Genomic DNA, 22,664 nt, shown 5'->3' with positions numbered 1-22,664 from the left:
CTTTACGCAGTCACAGCACCGACACCATCTCTAATTAAATGTCCATCTTCCATATAAATAATTCGGTCAGCAACATCTAAAATCCGATTATCATGGGTAACAAGTAAAATTGTACAACCATGTTCTTTTGCTAATTTCTGCATTAATTCCACCACATCCCGTCCCGATTGCTTATCCAGTGCGGCTGTAGGTTCATCTGCTAGGATAATTTTCGGTTGACTGACTAATGCGCGTGCGATCGCAACTCGTTGTTTTTGTCCCCCTGATAAACTATCTGGATAGTAATCAATTCGATTTCCTAATCCCACCTCTTCTAGCATTGCTTTGGAACGATTGATCATTTCTTGGGTTGATATTTTCGGATGTAATTCTAAACCCATTTTCACATTTTGAATTGCAGTTAGGCTACCGTGTAAATTGTGAGCTTGGAAGATATAACCGTTATTTCGTCGCGCTTGGGTTAGTTGTTTAGCATTAGCTTTACATAGTTCTTTACCTAATATTTTTAAACTTCCAGATTGTGCGGATCGTAAACCACCCGCCAAGGTTAATAAAGTGGTTTTCCCTGACCCAGATGGTCCCGTCATGATAATAATTTCACCTGTGTTAATGGTGAGATTTATATTAAATAAAACTTGTTTTTTGAGTTGTCCGGTTCCGAAATAATGGTCGAGATTTTGAACAAAGATTACTGGTTCTGAAGAATTAAGGTTTTGCATAATTAATCGTTAATTTTAAAATTATGTAGGTTGAGTTAAGGAAATCTAACATTTTCACCAAGATGTGAGTAAACTTTATCTTTGGTTACGCTATGGCTTAAGCAAACCTACAATTTTTCTGTTCCGATTCCCTAATTTAAAACATATCTGCTGGATCTGCTGATTGTAGTTTACTAGTAGCTATTGTCCCGGAAATTGTACACATGATAATTGTTAAAATTAGGACTATTAAGGCTCTCGTTAATGTCATGTATATCGGTAAGTTGGTGGCGTTTCTTGCTAACTGATAAATTCCTAAAGGTACTATGAATCCGGGAATAAAACCCAATGCTGCTAAAATTATTGCTTCTTCAAAAATTACACCTAATAAATATGAGTTTTGATATCCCATTGCTTTAAAAGTAGCGTATTCTTTGAGATGGGCATTTACATCTGTGGAGAGAACTTGGTAAACAATAATTACACCAACAATAAATCCCATTGATACACCTAGTGTGAAAATAAAACCGATGGGGCTTTCTTTTTTCCAAAATGCTTCTTCAAATTTAATAAATTCTTGTTTAGTGAAAACTTTCACATCTTCATTATCTTTCAGGTGTGATTTTAAGGCTGCTGCTACCTGTTCTACTTCATATCCTGGTTGAATGGAAATTAAGCCCAAATTGATACTTCCTACTTGTCTTCTAGGAAAGATGCGTAAAAAGTTTTCGTCACTAGAAATTATCGTTCCATCTGCACCAAATGAAGCTCCTAATTTAAATAATCCACTAATATTAATTGTCCGTTTTTCTATTTCTGTGGAAACACTTTGACCTGCGTCTATTTGGCTAAAAACTTGATCATAATCTCCTCTTGCACCACGATCAAAAAGAAAGTTATCTGGTAATTTAATTTTATCTAATTGGGCATTGACTTCTGGTATATTTAATGCAGGTTGATCAGGATTAAAGGCTATTGCTTGGACTGTGGTTTTGCGTCGTGTTTGGGGATTTTTCCAGGTAACTAATCCGATATACATGGGTTCTGCTGATTTTACACCTTGGACATCAGCAGCTTGAAACAGTCTTCTCCGGGAAAAAGTGGACATATTTTGCATATTCCGGCTTTGCGGACTTATGAGAACGATATCTGCAAGCACAGCCCGGTTTAAGGTGGTATTGCTGTCATACAAGGCATTTTGAAAGCCAAGCTGCATAAAAATCAGTACATCTGCAAAAGCAATACCTGATAAAGCAACTAACAAGCGACTTCTATTATGGTTGAGTTGCAACCATCCCAGGGGTGTGCGTCTTTGGAGTTTTTGAATTAATCCTATCATAGTGAAATTACTGCCTTAACTTGCAAATTGGTAAATTTTGCTGCTTTCTCACTTGATGTCTCATCTAGCTGCACATGAACTTCTACTACTCTAGAATCAATATTTTCACTAGGGTCAGAATTGATCACATTTTGCCGTTGTACTTTCCAACCAACCCAATCTACTGTTCCTTGTAACTCCCCTGGAATAGAGTTAGTAGACATTTTTACTTTTTGCTGAGGAGTAATTTTCTTGATATCACTTTGGTAAACTTCTACAACTGCATACATCTGTTTGGTTTGCCCAATTTCAACGATGCCATCATTGGATACTACTTCACCAGCACGGGTGTAGATATCAAATATGACACCATCTTGAGGTGCTTTCACATAAGCTTGATCTAAATTTGCTTTTGCTTGTTCGGCTGCGGCTATGGTGCGGCCAACTTCGGCTTTGGCTGCGGCTACGTCTACCGGACGGATTTCGGCTATTTGGTTTAAGGTGGCTTGGGCAGAGGTAATTTGTTTGCTACCTGTGGCATTAATTCGGGTGAGCGCGGTTTTGGCTTCGCTAATTTGCTTGCGTCCCGTGCTATCAATACGATTGAGGTTAGCTCTGGCTTCACTCAATTGTTGGGTAATAGTATCAAAGGTGAGACGTTTGGTATCAAATAATGACTGAGAAATTGCCCCATCTTGGTAAAGTTGCTGATAGCGTTGCAGTTCTACTTGAGCATTTTTGAGTTCGGCTTGGAGTCTATTAATTGTTGCTTGTTGTGCAGTTGTCTCACCTTGCCATTGTGCTTCTAATCTCGAAACTGCTTGCCTTTGTCCGGTTTCATCTCCGAGCTTTTGCGCTTCTATTCTGGCAATTTCAGCTTTTTGTGCATTTATTTCTCCTACTTTCGCGCCCTCTTGAACTTTATCTAAGTTTACCTGGGCAACTTTCACTGCTGCTTGGGCTTCTTGGTAAGCGGCTTGGAGACGGGGACGATTATCTAAAATGGCTATTACCTGCCCATTTTTGACTTTATCCCCTTCTTTGACCAAAAGTTTCTCTACTCGGCTGCTTTGACTAGAAGCCGGTGCGGAAAGTTTAATTACTGTTCCCTTGGGTTCAATTCTCCCTAATGCTGTCACCGTCTTAATTTGCGGTGTAGTTACTTGGGTAGCTTGGATTGCAGCGGTTTTTGGTTGAAGTTGTGAAAATCTATACCCTTTGATTCCCAAAATTGTCATAGCTATAGCTGCTGTCAGCATTATTAGCTGACGGGAACTAGGTTTTAAAAATACGGAATCTTTGGGTGTTACATCACGCACCATAAGTTTTCCCCTATTATTTAAGATGGGAGGTAAACTAATTAGTTTAGTTGCCTGTAACTAAACTAGACTGTACATTATAATCTTGTCAAGAGTTACTGCAAAAATAATTAATCTCGGTAGCTGATATGCGAAAAAAGAGCAAAGAAGTCGAAGAAAGTCCTGTGGAAAGATTCCTGTTAGTAGAAAAAGTTGATGCGATCTTGGCTGGTGCAATGCAGGAATTTCTAGCGCACGGCTACGCTGCGACAACAATGGATAAGGTGACAGCAGCCGCTGGGGTATCGAAAACAACTGTATATAGCTACTTTCAAGATAAGGAAGGGTTATTTACTGCACTGATTGAACGATTAGCACAGCAGAAATATTTAGCTGTTTATAACCCTCAAGATCCGCAATTTCTCGCAGGAGAACCAGAAATAGTTTTGCGTCGGATCGCCAACAAGATTTTAGATAACATTGCTTGTTCCCAAGAATCACTGAATTTTGTCAGGTTAGTTATTGCTGAATCAGGGCGTTTTCCCTCATTAGCACAGATTTTTGTCCGTAATTTAGATAAAACTGGGTTACAGGCAATTACTCAGTATTTTGCCACCCATCCAGAATTACAGTTACCAGATGCACAGGTAGCAGCACGGATTTTTCTGGGGACTTTGGTGTATTTTACGATTATTCAGTATATGTTACATGGTGCGGATATTTTACCAATGGAGCGCGATCGCTTGATTGATAATCTGGTCAATTTAATTACCAGTAATAAAATAGATATACATGGCAATAAGTATTCAGGAACAAGGCATAAATCACCCAGACGCAAGCGTACAGCAGGGGGTAAATTTCAGGCTGATTATGGTGATGAGTCTAAAAAATTGCGTTCTATCCGGCTGACAGATACCGCTTGGGCAAAATTGGATGAATTAGCCCAAGCAAATAATTTGACCCGCAGCGAGATGATTGAAATCTTTGCTCGTCAGGGCTTTGGTTCGGAGGGGTAATTTTGTATATACATGGATAGAGCTACAGGACTTGAGGTCAGAGCGATCGCTAACTTGATTCCAAGATGAGGCAGTAAGTTCCACACCCTATCATTAGTTAAACCCTTGCTCGGTTTCTTTCTCTTAGATCAATCTCATCAACCTTGAGTTGCAGACGATTATATAAATTAACTTGAGGATCGGAATGACTAATGTTAACGACTAAAGCATAACGTTGTATTGGAATTTCATCTGCATTTGCCCATTTACGATTACAACTCACCACCAGAGTCATAGGTAAATTGTTATATTTTTTAGCTCCTGACTTTAGTTGTGTTTGTCCTCTTTGTACAGTTCCTTTCTTACGGAGATTAGAACCTGGAGATAAATCAATAGTGATACTACGGTTTGGATGTTTTTTATTCAAATTTTGGATTGATATTTCTGCAAATTCATCAGGTTTATCTGTTTTACTTGCATCTACATAAGCGTTGATGACACTTTGCTTATCTATACCTTTAAAAATATTAAATTCCATTGTTACCCCTAAATATGAATCGCCACGAGTTGGACGAGTTGGAGGATCAAATGCCAAGGTAACTGATAGTGTACGAGTACCTTCTATATCAAAAAATTCCTCTGGTAGTTGGGGAATTTCATAAATATGAAACTTGCCTACTGGAATAAAAATATTATCTTCTGATAGAACAACATAGTTTTCAGCAGAATACATTGCACGTTCTAAATCAGTCTGTCCATAGCCATAGATTTGTAGCTGCTTTTTAATTTTTTGAGATTCTGTACCCTTACTAAATTCATCTGGAATTTCTTTGGGAAGTACCGCAGAGTTAACAATTAATGCTCGAATGAGGTTAGAACTGGCATTTGGATATTTTGTAAAGAGTTGAGCAGCAATGTTTGCTACACGAGGTGCAGCAAAACTTGTACCACTACAGATGTGAAATAAAGAACTTTGGAAATTTTTGGAGAAAGTAACAACAGAAACCCCAGCAACATTATCTCCTAATTGACTAACTTTAGGCAAATCTAAACCTTCTCGATAACTGAGGTCTAATGCTAAATCTCCACCAAAATCTACAACATCAGGTTTAATCATTCCATCTACTCCAAAACCAGTTCTGGTAAAGGGAGAAGGATATCCTGGTAATTTTGCGATCGCCTGACGACGCACATCCGCAGGTTCGGTCATACTACCATGTCCATAGGATAAAGAACCTACAGTTAGTGCGATCGCAGAAGTTGCTGGATCAATAATTCGAGCATTCTGATTCAGTAAATAATTTGGGTAGTCAGTTATTAATTGCTCATCTGATTTAGCCTCTTCATGAGGTGGGTTAGTATTTCCTGCTGAAATTACAAAAATAATGTTTTTGTTTTCCTTTTGGTATTGATAAGCAATTTCATCTATTTTTGCTGCTAATCGAAACTGCTTCATCCCATCTCTATAAATTTGTTCAGCATTTCCTAATGAGATATTAATTACTTTGCAGTTAGGATACTGATCCACAAAAGCATGAATAGCTTGATCTAGTTGAGTTTCTAAAAGAAGATCCTCATAATACTGACAATTTTCATCTGTTACACGAGCAGAAAATAACCAAACTGTTGGATCAAATGACCGTTTTTTAATACCGTTTTCAACATCTCCATAGATAGCAATGCCAGAAACACTTGTACCGTGTCCATTTACATCATTTGCACCACCTTTTATTAATTTCTGTTCTGGATCTGGAAATACATCAGCTTTATTCAGTACAGGAGCAATTAATGGATGACCTCTTTGCACACCTGAATCTATAACTAGAATGCCGCAATTCTTTTTAGGTGGAGGAATAACTTCAGGAAAACTGGAAATTGGTAAATTATAATCGGCAGTTATCTCAAATGCAGGTTGGGGAGGACGATCAATTTCTTTGACGATTTTTTCTTTTAGTAAAAGTTCTAAAACTTCGTGAGTGACTTTAATTCGAGCTATACACAGATATTCACCAACATAGCTATCACTCATTCTCATAGGAGCGGTATCGCTAGAAAAGTCTTCTAACCTTTCGGCGATATGTTCTAAAGACACTTTCATTTCTTTGCGATCGCCTGTGTGCCAGAGTTCCAAATCTAAAGCTGCAAGTTCACCTGGTTGTACAGGCTTTAACTCTAACAAACGACCAATCCGATCTTCACGTTCAAGGGGGACTAAATCATCAATTGCCCCTAAATATTCATATTTGTTACCTTCTATAATTTGACTGTAATTTTTTAAACGTCTCCTAAATTCTGTTAACTCTAGATCAGACGAGAAGACAACTATAGCTTTATCAGGCTCAATTGCTAAAATATCTAATCCTGTTCTAATCAAATCTTTATCTTCAATAGATCCTTTTTTAGTCAGTTTGATCTTAAAAATTAATTTTGGATCAAGACGGAAAGGGTTGCTTTTTTCCTGTTTCGGCTCAGTCAGTCCAGAAATTTGATCTAATAAGTAATTGGACAAAAATATTTACAGTCATTGCGAGCGAAGCGAAGCAATCCCAGCCCTTGCGATTGCGTCATTCCACTGCGTTCCATTCGCAATGACATTGTGTAATTAATTCTGTCCTAGTACTTAAATGCTTACCATGTTCAATGAAATCAGCACGTTTTCCACTACCTCCACCACCATGAGATCGTCGTCGTGGTAATTCGATATTAATTATTCTCGGCAATTTAAGGTGTTCAAACTGACTTACCATGAGGATTTGACGTAGATGATTATTTTGAGTTTGCTATTATACTTTGCCTTTCTAAAAAACGTCCTATTGCAACTTCTAAATCATCAGCAGTCAAGGTACGCTCTCCCCGTAGAATTACAGCTTTAATTGCATCAGAACAAATACGTTCTATATCTGCTCCTGTAGCATTTTCTAGCTGTTCTGCAAAAGTAGATAGATTAATCACAGTATAACGGATACCAGACAAATAACGACTTAAAAGAGCCGTCCGTAGTTCAACTGTTGGATTATCAAAAAAAATCACCTCATCAAATCGTCGCCAAACTGCACTATCCAGTAGTTTCTCGTGATTAGTGGCTGCAACAAATATACTTTGATTGGTTGCATTATCAATGAGTTGTAACAAGCTATTGACTAGACGTTTGACTTCACCATGTTCATTTAAGTTATCTCGATCACGAGCGATCGCATCAAATTCATCGAACAAAACCAACCATTCTCCTTGTTCAATGTAGGTAAAAATTTTCTGAAGATTAGTTGCTGTTTCACCTAAGTAAGAAGAGAATACGGCTGTTAGGTTGACGTAAACAAGGGGTAGACTCAAAACACTAGAGAGAATTTTTGCGGTTTGGGTTTTACCACAACCCGGTGGTCCACAAAAGAGCAGTTTATTTTTGGGCTTGAGGTTATAGGCTGCAAGGATGTCTTGTTTACGGTTTTCGAGAACAATTTCTTGCAGAATATCGAAAATTTTTTCACTCAGGACAATGTGATCCCATGTCAGATCGAACTTCTTTACCTCAAGTAAGGCAAGTCCAGTATCCTTATCTTTAGGTGGTTCAGGAAATTGATTCCAGGGAGCTAGGTTAGCAGCTAAGGGTTTAGTGTATCCATTTCCATTGTGCAGCAGCTTTTCCAAATCTCTAGCCAGCAGGATGTGATTTTTATTTCTTTCTTCTTCAATTAGTTCGTTAGCCGCAGCCAAAAACTCTTCTCTCTCATTGCGAGAGAAGCTTTTGAAGAGTTTTCTAAGGGTTTCGCCACGTGCCATAATGTAGGGTTGGGATTAGATACTCTATGTACCTAATCTAATATAGAACTTTTGTACTAATAAGGACATCCGGGCAGACATTCCATCGTAGCAACGAAATATTACACTTGACGGCAACCGTTCCTCAAGCCTGGTTTGCTTGATTGCTTTTCCTTGTATTCTTATCTCGCCACAAGCTTGTGATATAGCAAAAGCAATTTTGACTCAATATCATCAAAAACTTTTTAGTATTTGGAGCGATCAACCCTCTCAATTTTCTGTCACAGCGAAAAAATGGTATGTATGAACCTAGGGTTTAAGTATAGAATATTCTTATTTAGTCTAAAACATTTAGTGGGTGAGGAGGGAATCGAACCCGCAACCAATTGATTAAGAGTCAACTGCTCTACCGTTGAGCTACTCACCCACACTAGGACTCATGATATCAGACTTTTGACGCTGGCGCTAGTGTTGCAGTTAAAAAACTGGCTGAAGCGGGAATCTAATCGTGAAAGTGATGTGATTATCGGCACTTGGTAACTGGCTACCAACCTGACCTAAGTAGATTTTCCCCCGTTTTTCCCCCACTCGACAACTCAGTTGAGGGAAAAATGAGGGAAAGTTCAAACCCAGATACAGCTGAGGATTTTCTAGAGATGAGAGAATGTATCTTAGATGTCCCTGTTGGGGATAATAGCCCGTCGTAGACATCGCTTATTTTATTGGACACAGTTGCTCAGAGGCTTTGGAAATTAGGTAAAAAGTGAGATATTTACTATAGATAACTCAAGTTGCTAGTTATCTACAGGACTTACGCAACTGGCACATTGGTAGGGTGCGTCAGACTGCATAAATCCTGCAAATAACTAGATTATTGATATCTGATGCACCCTACAACAGATTTTGAGTGTGACACGCAGCTTTAGTCCTAATCTAGTTGAGGCTGCTAATAGGTAATAGGTAATGGATGATAAAATCTCTGTTTTCATCCTGTTCATCCTTTAATCCTGGACATCCTGATTCTGACAATCTACCTAACTAGCAACTTACGTTAGATAGTTAAACTGAGTATCGAATGATCACTAATAACCAATGACCAATAACTAAACCTTAAAATATGCCAGCTAAATCAGCTTTATGCCTTGTGTGACTGTAACGATCAGCTAAGTCAGATTAGAATTAACCCGGCCAATCATCCTTGGTTGCAGTCCCAAAAACAGGAGGTTTAATTTTGACGAAGTTGAAAATTGGTATTAATGGATTCGGTCGCATTGGTAGACTTGTGTTACGTGCCGGTCTTACTAACCCCAATATTGAATTTGTAGGAATTAATGATTTAGTTCCACCTGATAATCTCGCTTACCTTTTAAAGTACGACTCTACACACGGTAGATTAAAAAGTAAGGTGGAAGCTAGAGAAGATGGAATGGTTATTGATGGTCATTTTATCCCTTGTGTGTCGGTAAGAAATCCAGCGGAATTGCCTTGGGCTAAATTGGGAGTAGATTATGTTGTTGAATCTACAGGACTGTTCACCGATTACGCTGGGGCTGAAAATCACCTGAAAGCAGGTGCAAAGCGGGTTGTAATTTCTGCACCGACAAAAGAACCTGAAAAGGTAAAAACAATGGTCATGGGTGTAAATCATCACCTATTTGACCCAGCAAAAGACTTAATTGTCTCGAATGCTAGTTGTACTACAAATTGTTTAGCGCCTATTGCTAAAGTCATTAATGATAACTTCGGTTTAGCTGAAGGGTTAATGACTACAGTTCACGCTACAACAGCCACCCAACCCACGGTAGATGGCCCCAGCAAAAAAGATTGGCGCGGTGGACGAGGTGCTGGTCAAAATATTATTCCCTCCGCTACAGGGGCGGCTAAAGCCGTGGCTTTGGTGTTACCAGAGTTGAAAGGTAAGTTAACTGGTATGGCTTTTAGAGTTCCTACTCCTGATGTCTCCGTAGTTGATTTAACTTTCAAAACTACTAAAGCTACTATTTACAAAGAAATCTGTGCGGCGATGAAAAAAGCATCTGCTGGTGAGTTAGCAGGTGTTTTAGGCTATACAGATGAAGAGGTAGTATCTACAGATTTTCAGGGTGATACTAACTCTAGCATCTTCGACGCAGGTGCAGGAATTGAACTTAATTCCAATTTCTTCAAGGTTGTCTCCTGGTATGACAACGAATGGGGTTACTCCAACCGCGTCATTGATTTGATGTTGTCAATGGCACAGAAAGAAGGATTGATTTAGGTAATTGGGTAATAGGTAATGGGTAATGGGTAATGGGTAATGGGTAAAACATTCTTCCCAATCACCAATCACCAATCACCAATCACCAATCACCAATCACCAAACCAGGGCTTAACGGGGTGTGCTACTTTACCGTTACTCCCTACATACTTATGCGTCGCACTAAAATTGTTTGTACTATTGGACCTGCTACATCTTCACCTGAGAAGTTAGAAGCTTTGGTAAGGGCGGGAATGAATATGGCGCGGTTGAATTTTTCTCATGGCGCTTATGAAGATCATGCCCAGGTTTTTCATCATTTGCGGCAGATTAGTAAGGATTTACACAAGCCCATTGCGATTATGCAGGATTTGTGTGGTCCAAAGATTCGGTTGGGGAAATTACCACCGGAAGGATTGATGTTAGAAGCTGGGACTGAGGTGACATTTCTCTTACATGAGAAGGGTGAAAATATTCATGAGTTACCCTTGCCTCTACCCACTCTATTCGCAATGATGCGATGTGGTGAACCGATTTTAATTAATGATGGTAGGGTAAAATTAACCGTTACAACTCGTGACGCTGATAGAATTCGCGCTCATGTGAATATTGGTGGTTTGATTTCTTCTCACAAAGGTGTAAATTTACCCGCAACTCCTTTACCTGTAAGTTCAATTACAGAAAAAGATTTAATGGATTTGCGATTTGGGATACAATTAGGAGTAGACTGGGTTGCGGTTTCCTTTGTGCGATCGCCTCAAGACCTCGAACCTGCCCGCCGCATGATTGAAGGGGCTGGCTCAAAAATTCGCCTCATTGCTAAAATCGAACGGGCCGAAGCAGTGGAACAGCTAGATGCTATCCTGGAAGCTGCTGACGGCATTATGATTGCTCGTGGTGATTTAGGGGTGGAAGTACCAATTTATGAAGTCCCTCTGATTCAAAAAGAAATTGCTCGTCGTTGTAATCAAGCTGGTAAACCAGTAATTACAGCTACTCAAATGTTAGAGTCGATGATTAGCGCTCCTGACCCGACTCGCGCTGAAGCTACCGACGTTGCTAACTCGATTTTAGATGGCACAGATGCAGTTATGTTATCTGGAGAAACTGCAATGGGCGAATATCCGATTGCTGCTGTTCAAACCATGCACAATATCGCCTTAAAAACAGAAACAGCACTACAAGAGGGAAATAGACATTCTTGGACTCCGACAGCAGGTAGTCTCACAGTCACAGAATCAGTTTCTCAAGCGGTATGTCGCATTGCTTATGAAACTGGTGCTAAAGCGATTCTCTGTAATACCTCCTCAGGAAGTACAGCCAAATTAGTCTCTAAATATCGTCCCAGCACGCCGATTATTGCGCTTACTTCTGAATGTACTGCTTACCGTCAATTAGCTTTATCTTGGGGTGTAGAACCCTTACTTATTCAACCTGTTCACAATGCTGAAGAAATGTTTGTGAATGTGCTAGATACCGTTGTCGAAAGTGGTTTAGTCCAAGAAGGAGACAAGGTTGTGATTACCTCTGGTGTCCCAGTTGGTCAATCAGGAACAACAAGTTTAATTAAAGTGCATTCTATTGGACAGCCAATTACGGCATGACGCATCTAAAATAGGTAATTGGTAATGGGTAATTGGTAATTGGTGATTGGAAAAATTATTGTTCCCTCTTCCCTATTTCCTATTCCCTATTCTCTGACCACTGACATTGGAGTATGTTATGCCTAAAAACTTACTAGAAGCACTACGGGCAGTAACCGTTGTGGTAGCGGATACCGGAGATATCCAATCAATTGAACAGTTTAAACCTCAAGATGCTACTACCAATCCTTCACTGATTACCGCTGCTGCACAAATGCCGGAATATCAGGATATTGTTGATCAAACTTTACTCAACGCTAAAAAAGATGCTGGTGCTGGTGCTAGTCAAGCACAGGTGGTATCTCTGGCTTTTGACCGCTTGGCGGTATCTTTTGGATTAAAGATTTTGCAAATTATTCCCGGTCGCGTGTCTACAGAAGTAGATGCTCGGTTATCTTATGATACAGATGCTACTGTAGCTAAGGCACGTGATTTAATTGCTCAGTATAAAGCTGCTGGTATTTCTAAAGAACGGGTTTTGATTAAAATTGCTTCTACTTGGCAAGGTATCAAAGCTGGGGAAATTCTGGAAAAAGAAGGCATTCACTGTAACTTAACTTTACTATTTGGTCTGCATCAAGCAATCGCTTGTGCTGAAGCTGGAATCACTTTGATTTCTCCCTTCGTTGGTCGGATTCTTGACTGGTACAAGAAAGATACTGGCCGAGATAGCTACCCCGCAGCGGAAGATCCAGGTGTATTATCTGTGACTACAATTTATAACTACTATAAGAAGTTTGGTTATAAAACTGAAGTGATGGGTGCTAGTTTCCGCAATATTGGTGAAATTACTGAACTTGCTGGTTGCGATTTGCTGACTATTTCTCCCGGTTTGTTAACGGAACTGCAAAATACTGTCGCCGAATTACCCCGTAAACTCGATCCGGCGAAGGTAGCAAATCTATCAATTGCGAAAATCTCTGTTGATAAAGCTACTTTTGATCAAATGCACAATGCTGACCGCATGGCTTCTGATAAACTCTCAGAAGGTATTGATGGTTTCACTAAGGCTTTGATTTCTTTGGAAAAACTCTTGTCCGAAAGATTGGCTCGTTTAGAAAGTGAAAAGGTAACTGCATAGTCATTGGTGATGGTAATTGCTGAAATTTTAACCTGTTACTTGTTATGGCAGGTGACAGTCTGAAAAGTCTTTTGGTGTCTAGGTTTTATCATCAGTTGGTGTCCTAACCGCCCTGTCTGTTGCTATACCTGCAATAAAAGTATTTTTGGTAATATAAAAGATTGAAAGCCTCTCTCCCCATGGGGAAGAGAGGCTTTTTACTAACATCCCTAATTGGGGAGTTGCTAATTGTCTTCGCTTAATTCTGGCCAAGAATTAGACCAAAAATTAGAATTTTAGGCTTGTCATACAAATTACAGCCAAAATTGCGGCGATTATATAAAAGACTCCAACTACTTGCAATTCTGACCAGCCAGTTAATTCTAAATGATGATGTAAGGGAGCCATTTTGAACAGGCGCTTACCTTTACCATCTGGACCCTTGGTGGCTTTGTAATAACTAACTTGCGCCATTACAGATAGGGTTTCTACAAAGAAGATACCACTGAGAATAAATAAAGCTACTAAGCTGTTACTTAACAGTGCTACAGCAGCTAAAGCACCTCCCAGCGCTAAGGAACCAGTATCTCCCATAAAAACACGGGCTGGATTACGATTATGCGCTAAAAATCCTAAGCAACTACCACTCATAGCTGCACAGAAAATCATTAATCCCGGAGAAGTTGGTGCAATGACAGCGCCTAATGCGAAAATAGCGATCGCAACTGTTCCCCCTGCTAACCCATCAATCCCATCAGTTAAATTGGTAGCATTACTTTCTGCTACTAACACAAAACCAGCCAAAGGCCAAAAGAGAAATCCTAAAGGTAGGGTAAAACTCACCCAAGGTAAGGCGATATTTGTTATACTAGAATCTTGGTTAAAAATTATCCACACACAAAAACAAGCTGCAAAAATTATCTGCAAAGCCAGTTTCATTTTTGGAGATATACCTTTATTTGATCTACGGCGCAAAATTTGCCAATCATCAATCCAGCCTATCAAACCGTAGCTAAGTGTTAACGCCGAAACAGCTAGTACGTCTTGAGCAAAATTAGACAATACACAGCCAAATACCACAGCTACAGGTACAAAAAAGATACCACCCATAGTTGGCGTACCAGCTTTTTTTAGATGGGCTTGGGGTCCATCTTCTCGGATAATTTGCCCTGTTTTCAGTGCTTGTAGTAGCGGTACTACCCATGTTCCTACAGTCCCAGCACCCACAGCACATAACAACAAAGGCAGGGTTAGTGATGTAGCTTGCCAAGGTAGTCTATTCCCCAGCCAATCTAAAGTCAAGGCTGCTGTACTGAGTAATAGAGCCAACAAAGAGGCCAGCCCAATTCCAGAAATATTCAAACTTTGGTCAGGAGATAGTTTAGCGTCCACAGAAAATTGTCCTTCACTCCACACTTTAAAAAAACCGACAAACAGAGACTATTGATAAAACTCAGTCTCCACGCCTCTTAAGGCTCATCCTCACCTATGCTGATATCATCGTCGTCATCAAGATCGCCAATTCCGTCTTCTCCACCCAAAAAATCGGATATCACTGCTTCTACGTCCAAAAAATTAGGTTCGTGAACACCACGCTCTATGAGACGACAGCTAGATTGCAGCCAATCCAGTATGGAGGATGCTTGCTTTAAGGGAATTACAGTAGCTCGCTGGTTGCGGGGTTCCTCACGTAGGGGCGAATTTAACATATCAACGAAGACACGAAGAGATTTATGTAACTAGACATTAAAAGTCTATCATTTGATACGGGATAATTTAATTAATGATTCAACTCTTTCATCGATAAATCCGAATTAAACAAAAAAGATTATCTCGTTACCTATGGTAAACAGTAAGCCCTTCCAGAGGTGAATTGCATAGCTATATACATAAAGCATTAATATCTTGTTAATTCTGATTTCATAGGCATATTTTAAGGTAAAAGACAATGATCACAAAATCTGCTGTCCTGGATGCAATCAGTGGTACAAATCGCGGTTTGCTGGCAACTGAAACCCAAAAACAGGCTATTCTAGCTGCGATCGCTAGTTTGGAAGATTTTAACCCTACACCGCGCCCTTTGGCAGCCAGTCACTTACTAGAGGGTGATTGGCGACTACTTTACACCACCAGCAAGGCTTTACTAAATTTGGATCGTTTCCCCTTTTGCAAACTTGGACAAATTTACCAATCTATTCGAGTAGAAACTACTAGCGTTTATAACATAGCAGAAATTTATGGACTACCTTCTTTGGAAGGATTAGTTAGCGTAGCTGCTAAATTTGAACCAGTCTCAGAACGTCGAGTCCAAGTGAAATTCCAGCGTTCTATTATTGGTTTACAAAAGCTCATTGACTATAAGTCACCTGCAACTTTTATCCAACAAATTGAATCCGGAAAAAAATTCACTGCACTTGATTTTCCTATTAAAAGTGAACAACAACAAGGATGGTTGGATATCACTTATATAGACAATGATCTACGCATTGGTAGAGGTAACGAGGGTAGCGTATTCGTCTTGAGTAAGGCATAGGGCATTTATTCGCAAGAAGTGTTTGCGAACGACCTTATTCTATTATAGGTACTTTGTCAAGTGCAGTTTGATATTGTTTTGTGTCCAGGACAAGGAGAGTATGGGAAATTAACCTGTTTCCTGCCTCCTGTTTCCTCTTCCTGGTTATGAGTTCCCTAATGTGACAAATAACTTAACAAACACTCTAGCAACGACCTTCAGGTTGTAGAGTGAAATCAATTAGCCCTAATTTATTGGCAATTGATAATTCAAAGGGAAAATAATCATGGTTCAACGTGGTTCTAAAGTACGTGTTCTCCGCCCCGAATCCTACTGGTTTCAAGATGTAGGAACTGTGGCAACTGTAGACCAAAGCGGTATCAAGTACTCCGTAATTGTCCGGTTTGATAAGGTCAATTATTCTGGAATCAATACCAATAACTTTGCTGTTGATGAATTACTAGAAGTTGCACCTCCAGCAGCTAAAGCAGCGAAGAAGTAAACAGTCGCACAGTTTTGGGTGCTGAGTCCTGAGTATAGAAATGGGAAAAAGCAGTAAACTAAATATGCTGTTTCCATGTCCTCGATTTATTTCGTGAGGCATTACTCATAACTCAGCACACCCTGCGGGAAGCTTCCCTCTGGGCTTGTACCGCAATCATTTAGTTTAGAAATGCCTGAACTGCCTGAAGTTGAAACAGTCCGACGGGGTTTAAATCAATTAACCCTAAATCAAACTATTACGGGGGGAGATGTGCTGCTACTACGCACTGTCGCCTACCCGTTTTCTATTGAAGAATTTATAGCCAATATTCAAGGAAGCGCCATTATATCTTGGCATCGTCGCGGTAAGTATCTTTTAGCTGAACTTTCTCGTTCTTCAACCTGGCTAGGTGTGCATTTGCGAATGACAGGTCAATTACTCTGGCTAAAGCGAGATGAACCTTTACACAAACACACCAGAGTCAGATTATTTTTTGGGGAAGAACAAGAATTACGCTTTGTTGACCAACGCACCTTTGGGCAAATCTGGTATGTTCCCCCTAATGTGGCTGTAGAAAGTATTATTACAGGTTTGGCAAAACTGGCAGTAGATCCTTTTTCACCAGAGTTCACCGTTGAGTATTTAGCAAATAAGCTGCAAAAATCTCGTCGTCCGATTAAAACTGCATTGTTAGATCAGTCGATAGTTGCAGGATTAGGTAATATTTATGCTGATGAGGCTTTGTTTAAAAGTGGGATTTTACCAACTACTCTCTGTGCAGATTTACAAAGCCCACAAATCGAACTTTTAAGAACAGCAATAATTCAAGTTCTATCCGCAAGTATAGCCGCAGGTGGGACAACTTTTAGTAATTTCCTCAATGTCAAAGGTGTAAATGGCAACTATGGCGGTGAGGCATGGGTTTATAACCGCACTGGGGAACCTTGTAAAGTTTGTAGTAATGTTATCGGGCGAATTAAATTAGGTGGGCGTTCTAGTCATTTTTGTGATCAATGTCAGAAATGAGGGGGTTTAGCATTGCTAAACCCCTACATTTTCGTTTTCACTACATCTTATCCAAAGAGTGTAAAATTAATATTTCTGTCTTTAAATAAACTTGAATGACTCGCTTTATACATGATCAATTTGCGAAACAATATCTGACTGAATTATTAACACCTTATGGACAAGTAGAAACCAGCAAAGATATCACAGCAGAAATCAGACAAATTGACGTTTTGTTTATTCCTTCACCTCAACCTACACAAAGCCTAGAAATACTCGGACTACTAGGACGAATGGCGACAAATTATGCTATATTTGAACCATTCCGCAATGCCGTCACCAAAAGCGAAATTCGCAGTTGTATGGGTAAATTATTTGACATCCATGCGGACATAGAGCGTCAATCTAACCGCAACAATACCCGTATAAATGAAGCAGAATTACCCAGATTGTGGATTTTTTCTCCTACGGCTTCAGTGGAACTTATAACAAGTTTTAATACTACAGTTGATGAAGAAAACTGGAGTAAAGGCATTTATTTTTTGGGAGAGAGCTTAAAAACCGTCATTATTGCTATTCACCAACTCCCCAATACACCAGAAACCCTGTTTCTCAGGATATTAGGTAAAGGGAAAGTTCAACGACAAGCAGTTGAAGAATTAGAAGCACTACCTAAAAACAGCCCGAATCTTTCCCATATCATACAATTAGTACATGACCTGATTGCTGTTTTATCGGCTCGTCAACGTCAAGAGCAAGATATTGATAAAGATGACCAGGAGTTAATTATGAAACTATCGGAAATGTATCAACAACAATTAGAAGAACTGAAAAAACAAGGACTCCAGGAAGGACTCCAGGAAGGACGACAAGAAGGACGACAAGAAGGTCTAGAAAGAGAACGACGCGCTATGATTGAAAGCATCATGCAAGTACGTTTTGGGGAAGTTGATTCAGAATTAGCAGCAATTATCGACTTTCTGATTGCAATGACTAGAGAAGAATTTACTCCTTTGCTTCTACAATCATCTCGTGAGGAATTATTAGCTAGATTTGCCCAATAATTGCTGGAAAAATGGAAAAATCAGCAAGTTACAAAAGAATTTGAAAATTAATCAAAGTCGAGAATATAGAGTATGGGGAGGGTTGACAACAGGTTTTAGATTTGCTATCATGGACTTGATAAGGAATAACTATCTAACATAAAAAATATAGACTTTCTCCTCAACCGCTTACCACCAGAGTAGGTGGTTCTATTTGTTTAAGGAAAGAAATTATGCCTTTAGGTCTGAGAGCGAGATAAAATTTTGAGTAAAAGTGTTTATTTTGGAACGAGGGGAACTCATGGCTGTTAAAAAGGGAAATATGGTGCGGGCTATCCGCGAAAAGTTAGAAAATAGTCTAGAAGCTAAAGCTAGTGATTCTCGGTTTCCTGCCTATTTATTTGAGAGTCAGGGGGAAGTGGTAGATATCAAAGGTGATTATGCTTTGGTGAAGTTTGGAAAAGTGCCAACTCCCAATATTTGGTTAAAGTTAGAACAATTGGAAGAGTTTGTATAGGCTATGTATCATTGATAGCTATAGTTGTGGTGGGCAATGCCCACCCTACAGGACTAAACCCTAACAGCAATCTTCACTCTTTCCCATTTACGAGTATAGAATCTGTTAAAGTTACTCCATTCAACTTATTTAATAGGTTTTCTCTAACTTTTGGTAAATAATGAATCCATTTTAGGAATATAAACGAAGATTTATAACTTCTAATTTCCGATTCAAAGTCAAAAAATCACTTTTATCCCCAATCGGAATGAATCTGAATTTTTCGTTCTGCCATAATTTGTGTAAATAAATTTGTTGGTAATGCCGCTTCCACAGGTAAAACTCCGGGGTGTTTGAGTTTACCTTCTAGTAATAATTTAGCGATACTACCTGTACCAATACCAGCGGCAACAGCAGTATTTTCATGTAATAAAGTTGCAGAATAGACTACTGTTTTACCATCTTTTTTACCTGTTACTTCTGCCCGCACTGCTACCCCAATTCCAGTAAACATATTTGTAAAACTTGTCATATTATGACTAACATGAGACAAAAATTCAATCATGTAATGACGCTGCATCAACCACTTAGGAAAAATATGAGCAGTTATCCAAGTTAAATGATTATAAAAATCAGGAATAGAACCAAATTTAGTAATTACAGTTTTCACGGTGGGGAAAGAATCAGGTAATGTAATCGTCTCTGGCATATCAAACCAGTAAACGCCACTAACTCCATAGGGTTGTGGAAAGTTAATATTTTCTCGGTCAGTATAAGGTTTTATTTCTTCCCAGTTACCGTTTATCCAAGCTGTGAAAGGATGCTGTAAACCGAGAAATGTGGTTCGCATCACGGTAATTCCTGCACCACCTGAACCCGAAACTAAATAACTTAAATGGATTTTTTCTGGTTGATCAAATTGCTCAATCACCTGCCTTACTAAGCTATTAGAAATACCGGGAAAAATCCCCGTGTTAATAATTGCTGTTACTCCCGCATCAACGGCTTTTTTATATAAAATTAACGCTTTATTAGTGTAGGAACGATGATCACTGACATCTAGATAATTAACACCTTGTTCAATACATATTTCCAAAACTTGAGTATCTCGGTGGTGAAATGGTCCAGCACAATGAATGACTAAATCAGATTGTGCGATCGCATTCCGCAGCTTATCAGTATTTGCCAAGTCTAATTCCAAAAAATGGCATTTTTTACCTAAATCAAAGCTAACACCTCTTCCCATCTCTGGAGAACGCCCGGTAACAGTAATTTCTGCCTGGGTGTGAGTAGCTATATCTTGGGCAACACTGCTACCAATCCGCCCTTTTCCGCCAATAATTAAAACTTGTAAAACTTGGTCTGTCATGACTTGCATATGGGTAACATGATGCTTATTTCATCAGCTTTTGCTCTTATTTGTCATCGGTAATAAGTAGGAATTGCTGATGAAGAACAAAATCAGGTGCGTTAATAATGTTGTTTAGCACCGCCTAAATTCAGTTATATCTAACTAATCCCAAACACCGAACCTACGGTAGATTTAAGGGAATTTCCTGCATCCTTTAAAGTCTGACTAATGGGATGCTTGGTTTGTAAAAATACCCTCGCACAATTGCGTCCTGGCATACCTGAAATTGAACCACCTGGATGTGTTCCTGCACCAGTTAAAAATAGATGATCAATAGGGGTTTTATAGTTGGCTAATTCTGGCAAAGGTCGGAAAAATATCATTTGATCCATCGTCATATCAATATGATAATAATTCCCCTTGTAAGCACCTAATCTTTCCCCTAATTCTGCGGGACTTTCTACCCGTCTAGCAATAATTGATGTTTTTAAATTTGGCGAATAACTTGCTAATTTATCAACTACCCGGTCTGCAACTTGATTTTTTAATTCATCAGTCCAACCTGTACCTTTTAAACCTGTTCCTTCTGCACCAGCAATTTGATAAGGAGCAAAAAATTCAATCCATACAGTATGTTTACCTGGAGGTGCTAAAGTAGGATCAAGGGCGCTAGGCATGACTACATACATTGATGGGTCAGAATCAGGAATTTCTCCTAATGTACATTTACTATGAGCCTGTTCTACATGATGCATGGAATCGGCAATTAAGATGGAACCAATTAGATATTCATCTTTGTGGGCATGGTAGGGAAAATGGAGGGGTTCATCTAAAGCTAAATCTATTTTCAATATGGTTTCATTATTATTAACAATGCGGCGTTCTAATCTTTCCCATAGTTCAGAATCGACTGCATCAATATCACTTTTATCAGTCATTTGTAAAAACAAACGTTGGGCATCAATATTAGAAATAACCCCATATTTAGCCCGATATTCTTGACCTCCAGCCACTCGTACACCCACAGCTTTAGCATCATCAATTAAAACTTTTTCAACGTGTTGATCTGTGAGAATTACGCCACCTTTACTTGTGACTAAATTCACCAATGCTTGCACCAATGCACCTGTACCACCACGAGGTCTAGCCATACCAGGATTATGACGCATTGCCATCATCATCACCCCAATTGCCAGGTTTTTTTGTGAAGGTGGCGCACCGAGTTCTGATGCTAATCTAGACAGCGGTGCTTTCAAAAATTCTTCGTCGAACCATTCATTGAGAATATCCTCAGCACTATTAAGCATAGTGCGGACAAAATCTAGACTTTTGGACGGAGAACCAACTACAGAAAATAAATCTTTAAATTTCTGAATATTGTAGTTACCAAAAATATCTATAATTGATTTGGGTGGGGCATTAAACATGGGAATCATGGCGTTAATTGCCCGTTGCCAGTAATCTGTAAATTCGGCATATTTTTTAGCATCACGCTCATTGTAACGAGCAATTTCTGCACAGGTTTTTTCTAATGATTTATGAGCTAAAAAATATTTACCATCGGGATGAGGACAGAAAACTACTGGGTCACATTCTAGATATTCTAAACCATATTTTGTCAGTTCTAACTCTTCCACAACGGGACCTAAATGAATAAATTCGTGGTCAATAGCACACAAGTTAAATTTAAAACCTGGTGCTTGGTCTGGAATACATTCTTCTGTTGTGGCTGCACCACCAGGAACAGGACGCTTTTCTAGTAGTAGGACACTATAACCAGCTTTAAGTAAATAAGCGGCACAGACTAAACCATTATGTCCTGCACCGATCATGATAACATCATATTCTTCCATAACTTTTCTTTGCAAATAAACTAGGTTTTCAAGGTGAGGAAGATTTTTATAAATTTCCAGAATTTGTTATTTATAAAAATTAATATTTACTAGGGTAAATCCTAATCAGGAGAAAGCACGGTTTCCTGTGAGGGAATTTGTTTTATGTGGGCTTTGACCATCAGGATTAAACTACCTTTTTTTACTTCCATATCTTTGATAGAAAATACCATATTTTCCCACTCTAAGTATGGTAAATTGATTATTTCTTTAACTTTTTGCATGGCAGCAGTTATTAATTCCACTCTTATTCCTTCTCCTTCAGTGCAACGAAAACTCTCCAACAAGGCAGGTTTTGTCTGAGTTCGGGGATGAGCAGTAGCATGATAACCTAAGATATGAGTATTATCCTTTTCTTTGAGCCATACCTTACCTTTAAATTCTAGTTTGCCATCATCGGGTAAAAATACCTGCATTTCTTCCGGTTCCAAGCTGACAATTTCTCCGTCTACATTCAAGTGAAATTTTCTTACCCAGCTGTAAATCACTTCTGAAGTTAAGGCATCGTTAATATCTGCTTCCGTGAGAACAATGCGAATATTAGCATTTACTGGTTCATTGAGTTTAAGTTGACCAAGAATCACACTTAAAGGATTGATAGAAATACTATCTGTTTGCAGTTTTAAATCCTGGACACGAATTTTGTCTTGAACTACCAAACCTTGACCAGCAAGAACAACTTGATTTACCTCTCCATGAAATAATTTGCCAATATCAGTTTTTATCTCTATATCTATTTGTTCTACTTCATTTAACTCCTCAGATATTATGTTTTTAGCTGCCTGAGATAATAATTTTTCTTCAAATTTTAGTTGTTCAGGCATATAAAAATATTATTTTCCTAACTTTCTACTACTGGCTAATAATGTATACCCTG

General features: G+C 39.0%; 20 protein-coding genes and 1 tRNA gene. 9 read left to right on the top strand and 12 right to left on the bottom strand.

Annotation, left to right across the window (positions count from 1 at the left end; genetic code table 11):
• Positions 1-2: 2 nt before the first annotated feature.
• From ANA7108_RS0107225 to ANA7108_RS0107215, 3 genes are all read right to left on the bottom strand, one after another.
• On the bottom strand, positions 3-719 hold the full coding sequence (locus tag ANA7108_RS0107225) for a DevA family ABC transporter ATP-binding protein (RefSeq protein ID WP_016950103.1): 717 nt from the start codon (positions 717-719) through the stop codon (positions 3-5).
• Positions 720-855: 136 nt separating this feature from the next.
• Positions 856-2,037, bottom strand: a complete 1,182-nt coding sequence (gene devC / locus ANA7108_RS0107220; protein WP_016950102.1) for an ABC transporter permease DevC — start codon at positions 2,035-2,037, stop codon at positions 856-858.
• Positions 2,034-3,338, bottom strand: coding sequence for an ABC exporter membrane fusion protein (locus tag ANA7108_RS0107215; RefSeq protein WP_016950101.1), 1,305 nt, complete (start codon positions 3,336-3,338; stop codon positions 2,034-2,036). Before ANA7108_RS0107215 ends, devC begins: the two co-directional genes overlap by 4 nt.
• Before the next feature lie 125 nt (positions 3,339-3,463).
• On the opposite strand from ANA7108_RS0107215, the gene ANA7108_RS0107210 reads away from it, so the two are divergent.
• Positions 3,464-4,330 (top strand): TetR/AcrR family transcriptional regulator, encoded by an 867-nt coding sequence (locus ANA7108_RS0107210; protein WP_016950100.1) that lies wholly within the window; start codon positions 3,464-3,466, stop codon positions 4,328-4,330.
• A 97-nt stretch (positions 4,331-4,427) separates the two neighbouring features.
• Here the strand turns inward: ANA7108_RS0107210 and ANA7108_RS27005 are convergent, their stop codons facing one another.
• The 4 genes from ANA7108_RS27005 to ANA7108_RS0107195 form a co-directional block, all read right to left on the bottom strand.
• Positions 4,428-6,818 (bottom strand): S8 family peptidase, encoded by a 2,391-nt coding sequence (locus tag ANA7108_RS27005; protein WP_016950099.1) that lies wholly within the window; start codon positions 6,816-6,818, stop codon positions 4,428-4,430.
• A gap of 55 nt (positions 6,819-6,873) precedes the next feature.
• Positions 6,874-7,056, bottom strand: coding sequence for a hypothetical protein (locus tag ANA7108_RS30125; RefSeq protein WP_158318350.1), 183 nt, complete (start codon positions 7,054-7,056; stop codon positions 6,874-6,876).
• A 19-nt stretch (positions 7,057-7,075) separates the two neighbouring features.
• Positions 7,076-8,086, bottom strand: coding sequence for an AAA family ATPase (locus ANA7108_RS0107200; RefSeq protein WP_016950098.1), 1,011 nt, complete (start codon positions 8,084-8,086; stop codon positions 7,076-7,078).
• Between the two features lie 334 nt (positions 8,087-8,420).
• Positions 8,421-8,492 (bottom strand) — tRNA-Lys (locus tag ANA7108_RS0107195).
• 804 nt (positions 8,493-9,296) lie between these two features.
• On the opposite strand from ANA7108_RS0107195, the gene gap reads away from it, so the two are divergent.
• From gap to ANA7108_RS0107180, 3 genes are all read left to right on the top strand, one after another.
• A complete protein-coding gene (gene gap / locus ANA7108_RS0107190) occupies positions 9,297-10,322 on the top strand; it encodes a type I glyceraldehyde-3-phosphate dehydrogenase (RefSeq protein ID WP_026104029.1) in 1,026 nt (341 codons plus the stop codon).
• A 152-nt stretch (positions 10,323-10,474) separates the two neighbouring features.
• The gene (gene pyk, locus ANA7108_RS0107185; protein WP_016950096.1) at positions 10,475-11,905 is read left to right on the top strand and encodes a pyruvate kinase; all 1,431 of its coding nucleotides are present in this window, start codon (positions 10,475-10,477) and stop codon (positions 11,903-11,905) included.
• A 118-nt stretch (positions 11,906-12,023) separates the two neighbouring features.
• Positions 12,024-13,025, top strand: coding sequence for a transaldolase (locus ANA7108_RS0107180; protein ID WP_016950095.1), 1,002 nt, complete (start codon positions 12,024-12,026; stop codon positions 13,023-13,025).
• 267 nt (positions 13,026-13,292) lie between these two features.
• Here ANA7108_RS0107180 and mraY read toward each other — a convergent pair whose 3' ends face one another.
• Both mraY and ANA7108_RS0107170 read right to left on the bottom strand, forming a co-directional pair.
• Positions 13,293-14,396 (bottom strand): phospho-N-acetylmuramoyl-pentapeptide-transferase, encoded by a 1,104-nt coding sequence (gene mraY, locus ANA7108_RS0107175; RefSeq protein WP_026104028.1) that lies wholly within the window; start codon positions 14,394-14,396, stop codon positions 13,293-13,295.
• A gap of 77 nt (positions 14,397-14,473) precedes the next feature.
• Complete coding sequence (locus ANA7108_RS0107170; protein ID WP_016950093.1) at positions 14,474-14,713, bottom strand: DUF3134 domain-containing protein; 240 nt, start codon at positions 14,711-14,713, stop codon at positions 14,474-14,476.
• Between the two features lie 239 nt (positions 14,714-14,952).
• On the opposite strand from ANA7108_RS0107170, the gene ANA7108_RS0107165 reads away from it, so the two are divergent.
• From ANA7108_RS0107165 to ANA7108_RS0107145, 5 genes are all read left to right on the top strand, one after another.
• Positions 14,953-15,537, top strand: coding sequence for a PAP/fibrillin family protein (locus ANA7108_RS0107165; RefSeq protein ID WP_016950092.1), 585 nt, complete (start codon positions 14,953-14,955; stop codon positions 15,535-15,537).
• Between the two features lie 265 nt (positions 15,538-15,802).
• A complete protein-coding gene (locus ANA7108_RS0107160; protein ID WP_016950091.1) occupies positions 15,803-16,018 on the top strand; it encodes a photosystem I reaction center subunit IV in 216 nt (71 codons plus the stop codon).
• Positions 16,019-16,189: 171 nt separating this feature from the next.
• Complete coding sequence (locus tag ANA7108_RS0107155) at positions 16,190-17,026, top strand: DNA-formamidopyrimidine glycosylase (RefSeq protein ID WP_016950090.1); 837 nt, start codon at positions 16,190-16,192, stop codon at positions 17,024-17,026.
• Positions 17,027-17,121: 95 nt separating this feature from the next.
• Positions 17,122-18,069, top strand: a complete 948-nt coding sequence (locus tag ANA7108_RS0107150) for a hypothetical protein (protein ID WP_016950089.1) — start codon at positions 17,122-17,124, stop codon at positions 18,067-18,069.
• A gap of 280 nt (positions 18,070-18,349) precedes the next feature.
• Positions 18,350-18,565, top strand: a complete 216-nt coding sequence (locus ANA7108_RS0107145) for an NAD(P)H-quinone oxidoreductase subunit O (RefSeq protein ID WP_016950088.1) — start codon at positions 18,350-18,352, stop codon at positions 18,563-18,565.
• Positions 18,566-18,797: 232 nt separating this feature from the next.
• On the opposite strand, the gene ANA7108_RS0107140 is transcribed toward ANA7108_RS0107145, so the two are convergent.
• From ANA7108_RS0107140 to ANA7108_RS0107130, 3 genes are all read right to left on the bottom strand, one after another.
• Positions 18,798-19,913, bottom strand: coding sequence for a saccharopine dehydrogenase family protein (locus tag ANA7108_RS0107140; protein ID WP_026104027.1), 1,116 nt, complete (start codon positions 19,911-19,913; stop codon positions 18,798-18,800).
• 140 nt (positions 19,914-20,053) lie between these two features.
• Positions 20,054-21,748: a beta-carotene ketolase CrtO gene (gene crtO / locus ANA7108_RS0107135; RefSeq protein ID WP_016950086.1), complete on the bottom strand. Its 1,695-nt coding sequence runs from the start codon at positions 21,746-21,748 to the stop codon at positions 20,054-20,056.
• A 101-nt stretch (positions 21,749-21,849) separates the two neighbouring features.
• Entirely contained in the window at positions 21,850-22,611 is a 762-nt protein-coding gene (locus ANA7108_RS0107130; protein ID WP_016950085.1) for a DUF2993 domain-containing protein, read from the bottom strand.
• Positions 22,612-22,664 lie beyond the last annotated feature (53 nt).

The sequence above is a fragment of the Anabaena sp. PCC 7108 genome (assembly GCF_000332135.1).
Lineage (GTDB): Bacteria > Cyanobacteriota > Cyanobacteriia > Cyanobacteriales > Nostocaceae > Anabaena.
The sequence above is the reverse complement of the archived record's forward strand: the minus strand, read 5'-3'. Positions and strand labels throughout refer to the sequence as shown.